The organism is uncultured Umboniibacter sp. (assembly GCF_947497555.1).
Taxonomy (GTDB): Bacteria; Pseudomonadota; Gammaproteobacteria; order Pseudomonadales; family DSM-25080; genus Umboniibacter.
Map to the genome: position 1 here is coordinate 415,758 of NZ_CANMGY010000001.1, position 16,475 is coordinate 432,232.

Annotated in this window: 11 protein-coding genes; 1 reads left to right on the forward strand and 10 read right to left on the reverse strand. The window is 49.9% G+C overall.

Annotated features, from left to right (window positions below; all coding sequences use genetic code 11):
- Positions 1 to 64 precede the first annotated feature (64 nt).
- The 10 genes from hemE to pilM form a co-directional block, all read right to left on the reverse strand.
- The gene (gene hemE, locus Q0698_RS01820; RefSeq protein ID WP_298633142.1) at positions 65 to 1,129 is read right to left on the reverse strand and encodes a uroporphyrinogen decarboxylase; all 1,065 of its coding nucleotides are present in this window, start codon (positions 1,127 to 1,129) and stop codon (positions 65 to 67) included.
- 81 nt (positions 1,130 to 1,210) lie between these two features.
- Positions 1,211 to 2,629 (reverse strand): FAD-dependent oxidoreductase, encoded by a 1,419-nt coding sequence (locus Q0698_RS01825; RefSeq protein ID WP_298633144.1) that lies wholly within the window; start codon positions 2,627 to 2,629, stop codon positions 1,211 to 1,213.
- Between the two features lie 10 nt (positions 2,630 to 2,639).
- Entirely contained in the window at positions 2,640 to 7,079 is a 4,440-nt protein-coding gene (gene gltB, locus Q0698_RS01830) for a glutamate synthase large subunit (RefSeq protein WP_298633146.1), read from the reverse strand.
- Between the two features lie 200 nt (positions 7,080 to 7,279).
- A complete protein-coding gene (gene aroB, locus Q0698_RS01835; RefSeq protein ID WP_298633148.1) occupies positions 7,280 to 8,365 on the reverse strand; it encodes a 3-dehydroquinate synthase in 1,086 nt (361 codons plus the stop codon).
- A complete protein-coding gene (gene aroK / locus Q0698_RS01840) occupies positions 8,352 to 8,882 on the reverse strand; it encodes a shikimate kinase AroK (protein ID WP_298633150.1) in 531 nt (176 codons plus the stop codon). The genes aroB and aroK overlap by 14 nt, the downstream gene beginning before the upstream one ends.
- A gap of 7 nt (positions 8,883 to 8,889) precedes the next feature.
- On the reverse strand, positions 8,890 to 10,965 hold the full coding sequence (locus tag Q0698_RS01845; RefSeq protein ID WP_298633152.1) for a type IV pilus secretin PilQ family protein: 2,076 nt from the start codon (positions 10,963 to 10,965) through the stop codon (positions 8,890 to 8,892).
- A 15-nt stretch (positions 10,966 to 10,980) separates the two neighbouring features.
- Complete coding sequence (locus Q0698_RS01850) at positions 10,981 to 11,523, reverse strand: pilus assembly protein PilP (protein ID WP_298633154.1); 543 nt, start codon at positions 11,521 to 11,523, stop codon at positions 10,981 to 10,983.
- Entirely contained in the window at positions 11,523 to 12,131 is a 609-nt protein-coding gene (pilO, locus tag Q0698_RS01855; RefSeq protein ID WP_298633155.1) for a type 4a pilus biogenesis protein PilO, read from the reverse strand. Before pilO ends, Q0698_RS01850 begins: the two co-directional genes overlap by 1 nt.
- Positions 12,132 to 12,695 carry a PilN domain-containing protein gene (locus tag Q0698_RS01860; RefSeq protein ID WP_298633157.1) on the reverse strand — a complete coding sequence of 188 codons (564 nt, stop codon included), beginning with the start codon at positions 12,693 to 12,695 and terminating at the stop codon, positions 12,132 to 12,134. It abuts the gene before it with no gap.
- Complete coding sequence (pilM, locus tag Q0698_RS01865) at positions 12,682 to 13,758, reverse strand: type IV pilus assembly protein PilM (protein WP_298633159.1); 1,077 nt, start codon at positions 13,756 to 13,758, stop codon at positions 12,682 to 12,684. Before pilM ends, Q0698_RS01860 begins: the two co-directional genes overlap by 14 nt.
- Positions 13,759 to 14,043: 285 nt before the next feature.
- Here pilM and Q0698_RS01870 point away from each other — a divergent pair, with 285 nt between their 5' ends.
- Positions 14,044 to 16,446: a PBP1A family penicillin-binding protein gene (locus tag Q0698_RS01870; RefSeq protein ID WP_298633161.1), complete on the forward strand. Its 2,403-nt coding sequence runs from the start codon at positions 14,044 to 14,046 to the stop codon at positions 16,444 to 16,446.
- Positions 16,447 to 16,475 lie beyond the last annotated feature (29 nt).

Consider the following 16,475-nt stretch of genomic DNA (forward strand, 5'->3'; position numbering starts at 1 on the left):
CGGACTAGTGTCACAATTTGACGCCCGCCCATTTTCCGAATGTGAACTAGTTAACATTACAGTTCTACGAGCGACATGACAAGTCCACGACTGCATCAAAAAAGGCTTTTACGGCATCAGGTTTAACATGGGGAGTAATTCCATGACCCAGATTGAAGATATGTCCGGGATTATCACCAAATTGGTCGAGGATTCGTTTAACTTCACTACGGATCTGCTCAGGCTCTGAGTACAGTACAGCTGGATCCATGTTTCCCTGAAGCGCGACGCGGTGACCAACTCGATCGCGGGCCTGATTAATCGGGGTAGTCCAGTCTAGTCCTAGCGCATCGCAACCCGAATCGGCCATGACCTCTAGCCATTGACCGCCACCTTTGGTAAACAGAATAACCGGCACTTTTCGTCCTTCGGACTCGCGCTGAAGTCCTGCAACAATCTTCTTCATGTAGAAAAGGCTGAACTTTTGATAGGCATCATCTGATAGGGCGCCGCCCCAAGAGTCAAAGATCTGCACCGCTTGTGCACCCGCAGCGATTTGCGCATTAAGATAATCAATAACAGAAAGCGCCAGCTTGTCTAACATCTCATGCAGTAGCTCCGGGGTTCGATACATCATACTTTTCAGGTTACGGAAATCCTTAGACGAGCCGCCTTCAACCATATAGGTTGCTAGCGTCCAAGGACTGCCCGAAAAACCAATAAGCGGTACGTCGCCAGCAAGAGCATGTCGAATGGACGTGACCGCATCCGTCACGTAGCTGAGATCCCTTTGAGTGTTAACAACGGGAAGTGCGGCGACATCCGCCTCTGTTCTGACCACTTTTCGGAAACGAGGGCCTTCGCCAGTCTCGAAGTAGAGCCCAAGCCCCATCGCGTCAGGAATGGTTAAAATATCTGAGAAGAGAATCGCAGCATCGGCTGGGTAGCGGCGAAGAGGCTGGAGCGTCACCTCAGTAGCCAGCTCGGTATTCTTACAAAGACTCATGAAATCGCCGGCTTGAACTCGTGTAGCGCGGTACTCAGGCAAATACCTTCCAGCCTGACGCATCATCCAAATAGGAGTGCGGTCTACGGACTCACGGTTAAGTGCGCGGAGAAATCGATCGTTCTTTAATTCAGGGAATGACATAAGGGCTCCTTCTTCACAGGGGCCTATTGTCGTACAAAACGTCGCCAACAGAAAGCCTGTGAAGTAAAAAAGCCCCTAATACTATACGTCGAGGTAATCCATGATTCCGGCCGCTGCCTTGCGACCTTCATCAACGGCGGTTACCACTAAATCCGATCCTCTAACCATATCGCCTCCAGCAAAGATTTTCTCATTAGTTGTCTGGTAGGCGAACTCGCCCTCAGAGGGAGCAACCACGCCATTCCAGGAATTGAGCTCAACACCATAGTCTGCGAACCAGGGTGCCGGACTCGGTTGAAAGCCAAAGGCGACGAGGACAATATCAGCCTCAATCACCTGCTCGGAGCCCGCGATAGGCTCAGGGCGACGGCGGCCGTTTTCATCTGGCTCACCGAGGGCGGTCTCAACAACCTTGATACCCTCAACACGTTCATCACCAACAATTGCAATCGGCTGGCGATTAAAGAGAAACTTAACGCCCTCTTCTTTAGCATTGGCAACTTCGCGACGTGAACCCGGCATGTTTGCCTCATCACGTCGATAAACACAACTCACGGCAGCGGCCTGCTGTCGGATAGAAGTGCGGTTACAGTCCATCGCGGTATCACCACCACCCAGAACGACCACCCGCTTGCCCGCTACCGAAATGAAGTCGTCGATAGATTGCTCCCAACCTTGGTTGCGATTAACGTTTGATATTAAGAACGGCAACGCATCATAAACGCCTTGTTTCTCTTCACCTGGGAAACCGCCACGCATGGAGGTATAGGTACCCATTCCCAGAAAAACGGCATCGAAATCACTAATTAGGGACGCAAAATCAACATCTTTGCCCACTTCGGTATTGAGTTTAAACTCAACGCCCATCTCTTCGAATACTTCACGACGCTGGCTCAAAACTCGCTTTTCAAGCTTAAACTCGGGAATACCAAAGGTCAGTAGTCCACCAATTTCGGGATATTTATCAAACACAACGGGCATCACACCGTTACGAACTAGCACATCTGCACAGGCTAAACCTGCTGGTCCTGCGCCAATAATCGCCACGCGCTTATCCGTCATGACTCGCGCCGATAAATCCGGACGCCAGCCCAAAGCAAAAGCCGTATCGGTAATATACTTCTCGACGTTACCAATGGTCACCGCACCAAACTCATCGTTCAGAGTACAGGCGCCTTCACAAAGACGATCCTGTGGACACACTCGACCACAGACTTCGGGAAGTGAATTAGTCTCATGGCACAGGTCAGCCGCCTCAAAGATTTTGCCCTCCGAAACTAAACGCAACCAATTTGGAATGTAGTTATGCACAGGGCACTTCCATTCACAATAAGGATTGCCGCAATCTAGACAACGGTGCGACTGCGCGGCCGCCTGCTTCTTCTCAAAGGGTTCATAAATTTCTACAAACTCCGCTTGGCGTGAGTTCAGAGCAATTTTATTGGGATCTTTACGATCTACGTCCAGAAACTGGAAGTCATTATTTAAACGCTTATTCATTACCGTATCCTCACTCTGGTCGGGTACGAATTTGACTGAGCAAATCGTCCACCGCTGCTGCCTTGGGCTTCACTAACCAGAAGTGGCTAATATATCTATCGAAGTTTTCTAGAACATCCTTGCCCCATGCTGAGCCGGTGCTGTCTACGTGCTTCTGTATCAGTTCGCGGAGGTGCACACGATATTCTTCGAATGCCGCGCCGAACAGTCGACGGATCTCAACCAGCTCACGGTTGTAACGGTGAGGGAAGTTATCTTCTAGATCCAATACAAAACCAACACCACCGGTCATCCCGGCACCGAAGTTGTAGCCTGTCTGACCTAAGACAACAACTTGGCCACCCGTCATATACTCGCAACAGTGATCACCAGCTCCCTCTACGACAACCGTCGCGCCAGAGTTACGAACCGCAAAGCGCTCGCCGGCCTGCCCCGCTGCGAATAGCTCTCCACCCGTCGCGCCGTATAGGCAAGTGTTACCAACAATGGAAGTATCCTTCGCGAGGAAGCGAGACCCTGTCGCCGGACGAATGCTGATTCGCCCGCCAGACATACCTTTACCTACGTAATCGTTGGCGTCGCCCTCGAGATTGATGTGCAAACCGGAGGCGTTGAATACGCCTAGCGACTGCCCCGCGACACCCTTCAGATTGAGAACTAAAGGTTCGTTCTGCAGCCCCTTATCACCATGGCGAACTGCTATCTCACCCGAGACACGAGCACCAATTGAGCGATCCTCGTTATCGACCGGATAACTAAATTCACCACCTTGGCCCGCCTTGATGGCTGCCAAGGTATCGCGTACCATCTGTTCGGCTAACTCAGCCTTATCATAGGGATCATTACTTTCGACTTCGCAGAATTGCGGCTTCGAGTCTAAGAATTCATCCGTATGGATAAGCGGACCTAGATCTAGAGCCGCTCGCTTCGGCATATTTGTGTCCGTGCGCTCGAGTAGATCTACTCGGCCAATAAGCTCCGCCATGGAACGTAATCCGAGCTGTGCAAGTAGTACTCGAGTCTCCATTGCAACGAACTTGAAGAAGTTCATAGCATTCTCAACGGTGCCACTAAAGTGGTCGTCACGCAGCTGCTCATTCTGAGTTGCCACGCCTGTCGCACAGTTGTTGAGGTGACAAATACGTAGATATTTACAACCTAAGGCAACCATTGGAGCGGTACCAAAACCAAAGCTTTCAGCTCCCAGCATAGCCGCCTTGATGACATCAAGGCCTGTTTTCAGACCGCCGTCAGTTTGCACGCGTACTTTGCCTCGTAGGTCGTTCGCCCGAAGCATTTGATGCGCCTCGGCTAAACCTAATTCCCATGGCGAACCTGCATGGCGAATGGATGTCAGTGGCGATGCCGCAGTGCCGCCGTCGTAGCCCGAAATGGTAATTAGATCGGCATAGGCTTTTGCAACACCCGCAGCGATAGTTCCAACGCCAGGTTCTGACACTAACTTCACAGAGATCAGCGCGTTAGGATTAACCTGCTTCAGGTCGAAAATTAGCTGCGCTAAATCTTCGATGGAGTAAATATCATGATGCGGTGGTGGTGAAATAAGCGTCACACCTGGTACCGAGTAACGCAGGCGTGCAATGAGTGCATTCACCTTGCCACCCGGTAGCTGACCACCTTCGCCCGGCTTCGCACCTTGAGCAACTTTGATCTGAATGACTTCTGCGCTTCGAAGGTAAGCTGCGGTGACACCGAAACGCCCCGACGCAACCTGCTTAATCTTTGAGACCTTCTCCGTGCCGTAGCGCACTGGATCTTCGCCACCTTCACCTGAGTTGGAGCGGCCTCCCAAACGATTCATTGCTACGGCTAGCGCTTCATGGGCCTCGGGTGAAAGCGCACCTAAGCTCATGCCTGCGGAGTCGAAGCGTTTGACGATAGCTTCCCACGGTTCAACCTCACTCAGGTCAATCGAGGCTTGAGGCTTAATACGAAGCAAGTCACGCAACGTCGCCACTGGACGATCATTGACTAACGCTGCGTATTTTTCCCAATCTCCATAATCCCCAGATTTTACGGCGACTTGAAGTGCCATGACGACATCGGGATTGAATGCGTGATACTCGCCGCCGTGAACATATTTAAGCAGGCCGCCTGCATCAAGCCCTAGACGCGCCTTCCAAGCTCGCTTCGACAGCGCTTTAATATCGGTTTCTAGCTCACCAAAACCAGCTCCTTCAATACGGCTGGAGGTTCCTTTGAAACACAGTTCAATGACATCGGACGACAGTCCGACCGCTTCGAATAACTGCGCGCCGCGGTAGGAGTTGATGGTAGAGATACCCATCTTAGATAGGATTTTGAGTAGGCCCTTATTGATGCCCTTCTCGTAATTCTTGTAGCCGCGTTCGCGATCTACGAGTACATCATCGCTGGCTACCATATCATCGATAATGGCGTAGGCAAGGTAAGGGAAAACAGCCGTGGCGCCATAGCCAATCAGCGCCGCCACCTGGTGTGAATCACGCGCTGAGCCCGTTTCAACCAAGAGGTTAGTATCACAGCGTAAACCACGCTCAATAAGATAATGGTGTAGCGCACCCGTCGCCATAAGCGCTGGGATTGACAGGGTATTAATCGCGGGGTCGCGATCAGTGATGACCGTGACGCTGAAACCGTCTCTAACCGACTGCGCTGCCTTCTCACATAGTGCTTTTACTGCAGTCTCTAGATTGTGCTGCGCAGGGTCGTAGCTGAGGTCTAAATTGAACACGCGATGCGCTTCAAAGCCACTGCGCACTAGCGTATAAAATTTGTGCGGTGTCAACACCGGCGAACTCATGATAATTCGAGATGCGTGGTCAGCCGTGGTGGTAAACATCGACTTTTCACGTCCAACACAGGTCTCGAGCGACATGACAATAGCCTCTCGCAAAGGGTCGATTGGTGGGTTCGTAACCTGCGCAAATTTCTGACGGAAGTAGTCGTATATCGACCGCTCTTTAGCTGACAATACCGCCATCGGCGTATCGTCGCCCATTGAGCCAACACCTTCCTGACCGCCTTCAGCGAGAGGGCGCATGACTTGGATTCGCTCTTCCGTGGAAACACCATGTAACTTTTGCAAGGTGCTTAACTGATCACCCGAGACCGCGGGCAAATCGCCGTCATAGCTTAAATGCTCTAGACGAATTGCTTCACGACGGAGCCAATCGCGGTAGGGCGCAGCTTCTTTCAATAGCTTATCGATATCTTCGGTACGAAGTAACTCGCCGGTATGGGTATCAACAGTAAGCATCTGGCCTGGCCCTAAACGACCTTTTGCCACGACACTCTCTGGTGCGTAATCGTAAACGCCAATTTCTGAAGCGATAGTGAAGAAGTTGTCGTCAGTCAACACCCAACGGCTTGGTCGTAGCCCATTGCGATCCAGCGTACACACCGCATAGCGACCATCCGTAATAACAAGTCCAGCCGGGCCATCCCAGGCTTCCATGTGCATCGAGTTGTACTCATAGAAGGCGCGAAGGTCAGGGTCCATATCTTCCAGATTCTGCCAAGCAGGCGGCACTAGCATACGAACTGCCTTATGTAGCTCGGTGCCTCCAACAAGCAGCAGCTCCAGCATGTTGTCCAGGCTAGAAGAGTCTGATCCTGAACGGTTTACCAGCGGGCCGATTTCCTTCAGCTCGGGCAGCAGTTCACAGTTGAACTTGCTAAGACGTGCCTCGGCCCAATTGCGATTAGCCGTAATGGTATTGATCTCACCGTTGTGTGCGAGCATACGGAATGGCTGCGCTAGGTGCCATTGCGGCAAGGTATTAGTAGAGAAACGTTGGTGGAATACACAGATTCCTGTTTCGAGTCGCTCGTCCTGAAGATCGCTAAAGAAATTCGGCAGATCTACCGGCATCATCAGGCCTTTATAGCTAACAACACCCGTTGACATACTGGCGATATAGAAGCCTTTCTGACCAGCTAGCTCAAGGTGAATACGGCGACGAGCGGCGAGCATTCGTGCATTGAAGACATCATCTGCCAACTCGTTGGGGTCAATAAATACGTGATAGAAATCAGGCTGCGAGCTCAGGGCGATAGGACCTAGACAGTCGGCATTAGTTGGTAGCTTTCGCCAGCCCAACACTGACATGCCTTCCTTCGTGATCCAGCCGTTTATAGTCGCCTCTTGCGTAGCGAAGCTCGACGCGTCTTTGGATGCCATGATAACCGCGACTGCGTAGCGGTCAGATAGCTCAAAGCCCGCTTCTTTTGCCGTAGTACGCATGAAGGTATCTGGCATCTGCAGTAACAAGCCACAGCCATCTCCGGTCTTTCCATCGGCGGCGATACCGCCACGGTGGGTCATCGCTGCGAGCGATTCGATTGCGGTAGAAAGCAGGCGGTGACTCGGTTCGCCATGCATGTGGGCGATCAGGCCGAAGCCACAATTATCTCGAAATTCATCGACGTTGTATAAACCGTTCGACATGGGATCCCCTCGGAAAAAGTAGACTGGGTGAAGCATTCTCGGGTAGGCACGCGAGAGATCACGGACCTCGCAGTGTACACTAATTGCGAAGATACGGGCTATTACGACTTACAATGCACCTTGTAACGTGTGGTTATGCGTGCGGTTGCCTAGCGGAGAGGCCCGTATTCACGGGCGAATGCTCTCGGACGCGTGCCGAATCAAATTTCCTTTCGGCAGCGATCAAGCGCTACTTTAACAGATTCTTCGGTAATATCGTCAAAAATGGCACTTTTGCCGTGCCCAACGTTGAGTATCAGCCGTAGCTGACCGTCTAATACCTTTTTATCAACCGCCATGAGCTGAAGAAACTCAGTGTTGCTCATCTCCGAGGGGACATGAGTAGGCAAGCCTGCGGCTGAGATTAACTCGCGAATTCGAATTACGAATTGCTCACTGATATAACCGCGCACCTGAGAGAGTTCAGCGGCGACGACCATTCCGGTTCCAACGGCCTCACCGTGAAGCCAGGTACCGTAACCCTGATGAGTTTCGATAGCATGGCCGAAAGTGTGACCTAGATTTAAAATAGCTCTAAGACCACCTTCTCGTTCGTCAGCCGCAACTACCTCGGCCTTAGTGGCGCAAGATTGCTGAATAGCGTATTCCATCAGCGCTAAATCACAGGCCATCAGCCCTGAAATATTGAGCTCTAACCACTCGAAAAAGCTATGATCCCAAATTAATCCATATTTAATCACTTCAGCTAAACCCGCTGATAACTCTCGGGCGGGCAGGGTCTTTAATACGCTCAAATCGATCGTTACGGCCTGAGGTTGATAGAAAGCACCAATCATGTTCTTACCAGCTGGATGATTAACACCAGTCTTACCGCCAACGGACGAATCAACCTGTGATAATAAGGTCGTAGGGACTTGGATAAAATCAACACCCCGTTGGTAGCACGCGGCGGCAAATCCAGTCATATCTCCAATTACGCCTCCACCAACTGCGATGAGTGTGGTAGTTCGATTATGCCGCTCCTCGAGAAGCTGATCGAAGATGCGCTGGAGTGTATCGAGTGTTTTAAAAGATTCACCATCTGGAAGCACTACGGTAGTTAATTGAAATTCGCTCAACGCAGCGGCCACTTGCTTGGCATAACTGTCAGCGAGGGTATCGTTAGTAACAATACAAACTTGAGTAGCGCGAATATGCTTCTCAAAGAGCAATTTGTCCGACAGGAGGTCCGTACCAATATAGATAGGGTAACTACGCTCACCCAGTTCAACGTTAAGAGTTTTCATGATGTTGGTCCAACTGTCGCAGAATATCATTCACCAAAAGACGCGGTGCGGACTTATCGGTTGCAACGGTGATATCTGCTAATTCTTGATAGAGGGGTAGGCGAGAGTCGAAGATTTCAGCAATAACTTTTCGCGGATTATCGTTCTGGAGTAACGGTCGACGTGTATCTTTCGCAGTGCGATCTACTAACTGATCGATCGTTGCGAAGAGAAAAATAACAATACCGTCGCGTCGAATTGCTCGACGATTCTCTTCATTAACTACGATTCCACCGCCAGTCGCGATAACTAACGCCTGCTCTTTCGCCAATTCGGCACAAACCGCTTGCTCTCTTCGGCGGAATCCCGCTTCACCTTCTACGTCGAAGATCCAAGGGATATCTGCGCCTGTTCGCTCTTCGATCACTCGATCCGTATCGTAAAAATGCCGACCCAATCGATCGGCAAGTAATCGGCCAATGGTTGTCTTCCCCACTCCCATCGGCCCAACTAAAAAAATATTCTGACGAGACTTCATTCCTACCCTATTGGCTATCTAGGGGCGCCTCCAAAATACGTGGCGTAATAAAGATAAGCGTTTCTTGCTTATCATTTTGACGACTCGTTTGCTTGAACAGATGCCCGATTACCGGAAGATCACCAAGTATTGGCGTCTTAGCCTCCGATTCGACCACAGCTTGTTCAAAAATACCACCTAAAACAATGGTTTGACCGTTATCAGCAATGACTTGTGTTTCAAGTTGAGTCACATCGATGGTCGGAACTCCCGCTACGACCTCACCGATGGAATCTTTATTAATCACTAACTGCATGATAATTCGGTTGTCCGGTGTAATTTGCGGGGTTACTTCCAACTTTAAGGTTGCTTCCTTGAACTGGACTGCTGTCGCACCGCTGGACGTTGCCTGCTGGTAGGGAATCTCTGAACCCGATTGAATGACAGCCGTTTGTTGGTTACCTGCTATAACTTTAGGTTGAGAGATAACTTCACCGCGACCTTCAGCCTCCAAAGCCGAAAGCTCTAAGGTCAGGAAGTTGCCACTCGAAGATAATAAACCTACCGCGAACGAGGTAGCAGTCCCTGCGGAGGGTGTCGCTGCTAAATCAACTACCAGGCCGCCCGGACCATCTCCGTAATTTATCGGATCACCGTTGACAATATCGACAACTCCGTCAACGGTGCCCGTACCAATAGTTGCTTCACCGTCACTTCCTGAATTCGCGTAGTCATAGCCCCAGCGAACACCAAGGTCACGACTGAAGCCAGTACTTGCCAAGACGATACGCGCCTCAATAGATACCTGACGAACGGGGATATCTAGTTTATGCAATAGCTCCCTAAATTCCATCAATTTAGCCTGTGTATCGCTCATAATGATGGAGTTGGTACGTTCATCGACAATAACACTGCCGCGTCCACTTAGCAGGCCTGAAGCCGTTTCTTCATTCATCTGCTGGAATAATGCATTAATCTCCGCCGCATCTGCATAATTCACCTCGAAATGCTCGGTGAACAGCGGAGCGAGCTGCTGAAGATCAATGCTGTTCTGAAGCTCTACTCGCTCACGCTCGGCAATCTCAGCCGCAGGAGCAACCATAAGAACATTACCAACTAACCGTTTGTCTAGACCCTTGGTTTTTAGCACTAAGTCAAGAGCTTGGTCCCATGGAACGTTGACGAGTCGCAAAGTGATCTCACCCTGAACACTGTCGCTAGCAACAAGATTCAACTGTGTAATATCGGCAATAATCTGTAGCAGCGAACGAATTTCGATATTCTGAAAATTAAAGCTTAACGTCTCGCCCTGATAGGCAAACTCAGCTTCTCGCTCGACGCGTTGCTCTCGAGTCAATGGCGCTACACTCACCACAAACTCGTCATTAGCTTGATAAGCAGACATATCGAAATCATCAGAGGTATTGATGGTCACAACGGCATCTTGTCCGCGTTGTTCGAAAGATACTAAGCTCACTGGCGTAGCAAAGTCCACGACATCCATACGGCTCAGCAACCTTGCTGGTACGGTATAGTTCGGGATAGTGACAACGATGTCGCTACCTCGTGTATCGACGTCAACATTCGCGCTAGCACTGCCTAGATCTAGTATGACATTGCCTTCGCCACGATCGCCGCGGCGAAAATCGAAATCAGCAAGTTGATTAGCCGACGTTGCTGCGCCCGAAAATTGTTGCGTCATACCTTGTGAAGCGGACGTAGCTCGTGGCTTATCAATAATCACTGACACTTTATTTCCACGTGTTAGCATTTCATATTGGCCAGCCCCACTCAGATTAAAAACGAGACGGGTTTTTTCGTCCGTTGAGAGCAACATGGCACTCGTTGCAACGTCGCCAGATAGATTAAATCGACGTTGATCAACACCGTTGTCAGTATCAGGCAGGTCAACAATTATCCTAGCGGGGGACTCCATGAGATAACCCGAAGCTGCTGGCGCCTCGGTATCAAAAGTTAGGACTGCCTCAAGCTGCTCACCCGGTAGAGTATTGAACTCAATATTCGTCAATTCCGAAGCCAACAGCGGTACTGAAGTTAGCGCGCCTGCCAGCATAGTCAATGCAATTTTAGTTTGACGGATCATCTATAGTCTCTCTTTTTAGTTGCTGCCCAATTGTTCCAACCCGACCATTTGCATGGTACGGGGCCGCTCAATCCAAGAGCGTGGGCCATTGGGAACAATTTCAAGTAATTCAATGTGTGTGGCGGTGATTTTAGTAATGCGCCCGTAATTCTTTCCGATATAACTTCCAACCCCAATTCGATGAACAGAGCCGCCAGCGTCCTGAAGCGTCGCCCACCGTGCACCTTGGTGGTCCACGTAGCCAATCATACGTAAATCTGAGATCGCATAGAGCTCTAGTGGCTGCTGGATATGATCGGCTGGCGGCTGAATCTCACTGACCTGTGCCGCACGTTGCGCCAACATCTGCTCCGCTGAAATTGGTAGTTCAAATGGCGCTCGTCGGCCCGATGCCGCATAGACGAACGTCTGATAGGGTGCAAACTCTGGAAGAGGTTCCACTCGGCCAGCTGGTCTTGCCTTGACTTGGTTAACATAACCTTGAAGGTCTGACTGGTCGGCCGAACAACCACTTAACGCAATGGTAAAAGCCAAGCCACTTAGGAGAGATTTCTTCATTACTCATCACCTCCCTTGTAGCGATAGGTACTGGCAGTAATTTCCATCTGCAAATCGTCAGGATTGCTGCCACTAATATCAAAATTGTGCAGGGTGACGATTCGTGACAGCCCCGCAACGCCACTAACGAAAGTTCCCATATCGTGATAGCCACCTGAAACGGTGATCTGAATAGGGAGCTCAATGTAATATTCGCGAACCTGTTCTGGACGCAGCTGGATCGTCTTAAAAGACAAACCGCTGTTAATGCCGGTCTCTGAAATATCATCGAGCAGCCCAGGAACCTCTGTTTCAGATGGAAGCTGTGAAAGTAGCGCCGAAAACGATTGCTCAATTTCTACCAATTGAGCGCGGTAGACGTCAATACTAGAAGCCTGTGCCGCCATCGATTCAAACTGCCGACGCTTCTCAACTTCCTGCGCCTTAGATTGCTCTAGCTGATCGATCTGCGGTTGAATCACAAACCAGTAGCCTACTCCCGCGACAATTACCGCGAGTAGTAACCAAACAAAGATTCTCCCACCAAGCGACCAAGTTCCAATATTCTCAAAGTCGATATCATTGATATCAATCTCATTCAACTTGGATAGCGATTCTTGTAACGACATTTAGCTATCCTCCTCTTCTTGCGATGGCTTTGTGATTTGCATCACCAGACTAAACTGACTAGCAAACTCTCCGTACTGCGGAGCCGCCTTAATCTCGGTCGGTCTCGGGTCATCAAACCACTCAGATGCCTCTAAACGCCTTATCAATGCAGAGATACGAGCACTAGACTCAGCTATCCCCACAATTTGAATGCGATCACCTTCACGCTTGACGGTATTATAAAAGACGCCCTGAGGTAAGGTTCGCGCCAACTGGTCGAATAGGTGAACAATCATTGGTCGATCACCCTGCAGACTTTGGATTACAGTCATTCGATCAATCATTTCTTGCTTTTGCTCTCGCAACGAACGAATTTCTGCGACCTGAAGTCGTAACTGGCGTATCTCGTTATCCAACAGCGCATTGCGCTGAGCCTGGTTATCCTGAACTGCGGAATACCATTGAGACACTGCAAACAGGGCGCCCGCTACGGAAACTACAACCAAGAAGCAAATCTGAATAAATTCTTTCTTCTTGAGCTCGCGGCGCTTGTCGCGCCACGGGAGTAGGTTAATGTTTGCCATCAATAAAACTCCACATCGCTAAGCCTGTTGCTACGGTCATCGCCTGGGCATCTGACTGAAGGGCGCGCTTATTAATTCGCTTCGCGAAATTAACCCGAGCGAACGGATCCGCGACAAAACTTTGAATACCAGTACGGGCTTCGAATGCCTCCGCAAGTCCCGGTATGGCAGCACCTCCACCAGCCAATACCACATAATCAACTTCATCAATTGCCGCCGCAGAAACATAGTTGCGCAGGTTGCTTTGCAATTGATCCACTGCATCTTCAATCCAGGGGGCGAGCACCTCTGACTGATAGTCATCCGGCAAGCCACCCAAGCGCTTTGCCTGCCCAGCTTCCTCCAAGGAGAGGCCATATCGCTGCATAATCTGATCGGTTAGTAGATGACCACCAAAGTTCACCTCGCGCGGAACCCCAGTAGCCCCTCCCTGGATGACGGTAATGTTAGTTGCAGTAGCACCAATATCAAATAGTGCTATGGCTGAGTCTTTATCAGCCTCTAACTGTGGCGCAACAAAGCTAAATGCTCGAGCCAAGGCAAACACTTCTACGTCGACAACCTCTGGCACTAGGCCCGCAGCAGAAACCACATCCGCCAGCATTTCAACATTTTCGGAGCGACAAGCCACGAGGAGAACATCTAGCTGACCTTCTGTTTGAGAGGGTCCAAGCACCTCAAAATCCAACGAAACCTCTTCGATCGGGAAAGTGATATACTGCTCAGCATCCATGATAATCCGCGTTTCCAGGTCAGACTCCGAGAGCTCTGCCGGCATTTGTAAACGCTTGATAATCACCGAAGATCCGGTTACTGCGACGGCAGCACCCTTTAACTTGGTTCCAGTACGGGAAACTAGCTTTCGTATCACCGCGGATACTGCTTCAGGATCCTTTATTGTACGATCAACAACGGCCCCTTCAGGAATACCAAGAACGCCGTAGGCTTCTATTCGGTATTTATCTCCAGATTTACTCAACTCCAGCAGTTTGACCGCTGTTGAGCTAACATCAAGACCAAGAAGGCGACGCTGGGGTTTTGCAAACAGCCCCTTTAAACTCATTATTTCGATTCCTAACGAAGAAATATTATTCAGTAATGTTATCTTACACAAAATTCGCGTTGCAAATGTGATACGTTCGTCAGCTCGGCCAGAAAAGCACGATATACTGTAAACTTACTCGCCCACGAATCGAATTGGTAAGTATATTTTTATTCCTGAGACCCAGTGTTAAACTGCACTCGGCAACCGTTAACTATTATTGGAAATTTGGCTCTCACTATGCAGCTACCCGCTTTTATACGTTTTATTCTCTGGTCTGTCATCGCCATTTTAGGTAGCGGAATCATGACAGCAGCTGGCATATACCTCTATCTGAGCCCAAAACTGCCGCCGTTGCAAGAGCTCAACGACATTCAAATGCAGACCCCGCTCATGGTCTACTCACGAGATAACAAATTAATTGGTGTTTTTGGCCAACAAAAACGCATTCCTATCTTAGCCGAGGACATCCCCGAAGTAGTGGTTAAAGCGTTTTTAGCTGCAGAGGATGATCGTTTTTTCGAACACAGCGGAGTTGACTATCGCGGCATAGCGCGAGCGGTTCTTCAGCTAGCTAGCACCGGCGAGATTCAAGGCGGGGGCTCCACAATAACCATGCAGGTCGCTCGAAATATCTACCTGCATCGTGGACAGACCTTCACCCGAAAGTTTTCTGAGATTTTACTTTCCTATCAGATTGAACAACAACTAAGTAAAGACGAAATTTTCCAACTTTACGTCAACAAAATCTTCCTTGGCAAACGTGCCTATGGCATTGAAGCGGCCGCAGAGGTTTACTACGGCAAACACATCGAGGAATTAAACCTCGCTCAGGTAGCAATGATTGCCGGACTTCCAAAAGGCCCAAGCATCTTCAACCCCATCGTAAATCCCGAACGAGCGCTCATTCGCAGAGACTGGATATTGGGACGTATGCTTGAGCTAGATTACATCAACGCAACTGCCTACAACGAAGCAATAGCTCAACCTGTTACAGCCAGCATCCATGATGTGGTCGTTGACGTACAAGCTCCATATATAGCGGAAATTGCGCGACAGTTCGCTGAGGAGACTTATGGCTCTAGTTACCAAAGTTCTGGATATCGAATCTACACCACGATCGATAGCGAGCTTCAGCAAGTAGCTCAGCAGAGTGTTATTGACGGTCTCGATGAATTTGACTCAAGAAAGGGCTACAGAGGTCCGGAAACGAGCTTTAATCAGTGGAGTCCAGACAATCCTGCACCAGCAGATTGGGAGCCTAACTCCGAACTATGGGCCGCCCAACTCGCCGACATGCGTCAAGTTGGCGGTAAGATCCCAGCAGCAATTCTCAGCCTAGACGATGGCACAATCAACTTGATTACCGGCAGCGGCGAGCAAATCGCGTTGGATTATCGCGACGACTTATCTGATTTTCGGCGCTATATTAGCGAAGATCTTCGTGGTAACACCCCGGTAAGCTTAGCCGAGGTCTTCGCAGTAGGAGACGTGGTGCGCCTCAATGAAGCTCAGAATGCCATCGTCCAAATACCAGATGCTCAAGCGGCATTAGTCTCAATTTCGCCTAATGATGGATCTGTTCGCGCCCTAGTAGGTGGCTACGATTATTTTTTGAGTAAATTCAACCGCGCACTTGAAGCAGTTAGACAGCCGGGCTCTAGCTTTAAACCTCTTATTTACACAGCGGCGCTTGAGAGCGGAATGACCGCTGCCACCATGATTAACGATTCGCCTGTTGTCATCGCTGACGTCGGCGGGGAAAACATCTGGCGCCCCACGAATGACGGCGGTCGCTTTAGCGGCCCAATACGCCTCCGAGAAGCGCTCTACCGTAGTCGAAACATGGTATCGATCCGCTTAGTCCAGCAAATGGGCGTCAATCCAACGCGTAGTTTTTTAGCTCGGTTTGGTTTTGAACGTCGTGATCTGCCAGCTGTCGCCTCAATCGCGCTAGGGTCTTACGCTACCACACCGCTGAAAATGGCAGAAAGTTACGCAGTCCTCGCCAACGGCGGTTACCATGTGCAGCCATTCGTCATTGACCGCATTGAAGATCGGTCTGGACGCACTATCTTCGAACATCCTCGGGTCGTCGTCTGCGATACTGAGTGTGAACGACAGCGTGTCCAAGCTCAAAGCACAGAAGAGGATGTTGAGGCACTATCGTTATCGGACTTCAGTATTGACGATGGAAAAGTTAGCACCGATGCCCCGAGAGTTGTCGATGAACGCGCTAATTTTATTCTTGATAGCATTCTTAAGGATGTGATTCAGCGTGGTACCGGCCGAAGAGCTCGCGTACTCGAACGCCCCGATATTGGCGGCAAGACCGGCACAACCAATGGTCCTGTAGATGCATGGTTTTCGGGCTACCAACGGAATGTGACCACTTCTGTTTGGGTTGGCTATGACAGTGCTCAAAAGTTAGGTTCAAATGAATATGGAGGGTCTGCGGCGCTACCGATTTGGATAAATTATATGCGAGCAGCATTACAAGATGAACCCGTCTATGAACGATCAATTCCTGACGGCGTTGTCTCCGTTCGAATTAACCCAGAGAATGGATTACGTAGCCACGACAACCAAAACAGCGTACAAGAATACTTCCGTCGAGAGTTTTTGCCAGAATATGAGTCCAACGCAATTCAAGACATCTATCAATCTGACGAGACTCAACAAAGTCGAGATCTCGAAGACATTTTCTAGTAAGCAGTGAATTTTCATCTACAAAAAAG

Excerpts from the sequence above, each read along its gene's own strand:
- hemE (WP_298633142.1), bottom strand. The coding sequence starts at position 1,129 with ATGTCATTCCCTGAATTAAAGAACGATCGATTTCTCCGCGCACTTAAC.
- Q0698_RS01825 (WP_298633144.1), bottom strand. The coding sequence starts at position 2,629 with ATGAATAAGCGTTTAAATAATGACTTCCAGTTTCTGGACGTAGATCGT.
- gltB (WP_298633146.1), bottom strand. The coding sequence starts at position 7,079 with ATGTCGAACGGTTTATACAACGTCGATGAATTTCGAGATAATTGTGGC.
- aroB (WP_298633148.1), bottom strand. The coding sequence starts at position 8,365 with ATGAAAACTCTTAACGTTGAACTGGGTGAGCGTAGTTACCCTATCTAT.
- aroK (WP_298633150.1), bottom strand. The coding sequence starts at position 8,882 with ATGAAGTCTCGTCAGAATATTTTTTTAGTTGGGCCGATGGGAGTGGGG.
- Q0698_RS01845 (WP_298633152.1), bottom strand. The coding sequence starts at position 10,965 with ATGATCCGTCAAACTAAAATTGCATTGACTATGCTGGCAGGCGCGCTA.
- Q0698_RS01850 (WP_298633154.1), bottom strand. The coding sequence starts at position 11,523 with ATGAAGAAATCTCTCCTAAGTGGCTTGGCTTTTACCATTGCGTTAAGT.
- pilO (WP_298633155.1), bottom strand. The coding sequence starts at position 12,131 with ATGTCGTTACAAGAATCGCTATCCAAGTTGAATGAGATTGATATCAAT.
- Q0698_RS01860 (WP_298633157.1), bottom strand. The coding sequence starts at position 12,695 with ATGGCAAACATTAACCTACTCCCGTGGCGCGACAAGCGCCGCGAGCTC.
- pilM (WP_298633159.1), bottom strand. The coding sequence starts at position 13,758 with ATGAGTTTAAAGGGGCTGTTTGCAAAACCCCAGCGTCGCCTTCTTGGT.
- Q0698_RS01870 (WP_298633161.1), top strand. The coding sequence starts at position 14,044 with ATGACAGCAGCTGGCATATACCTCTATCTGAGCCCAAAACTGCCGCCG.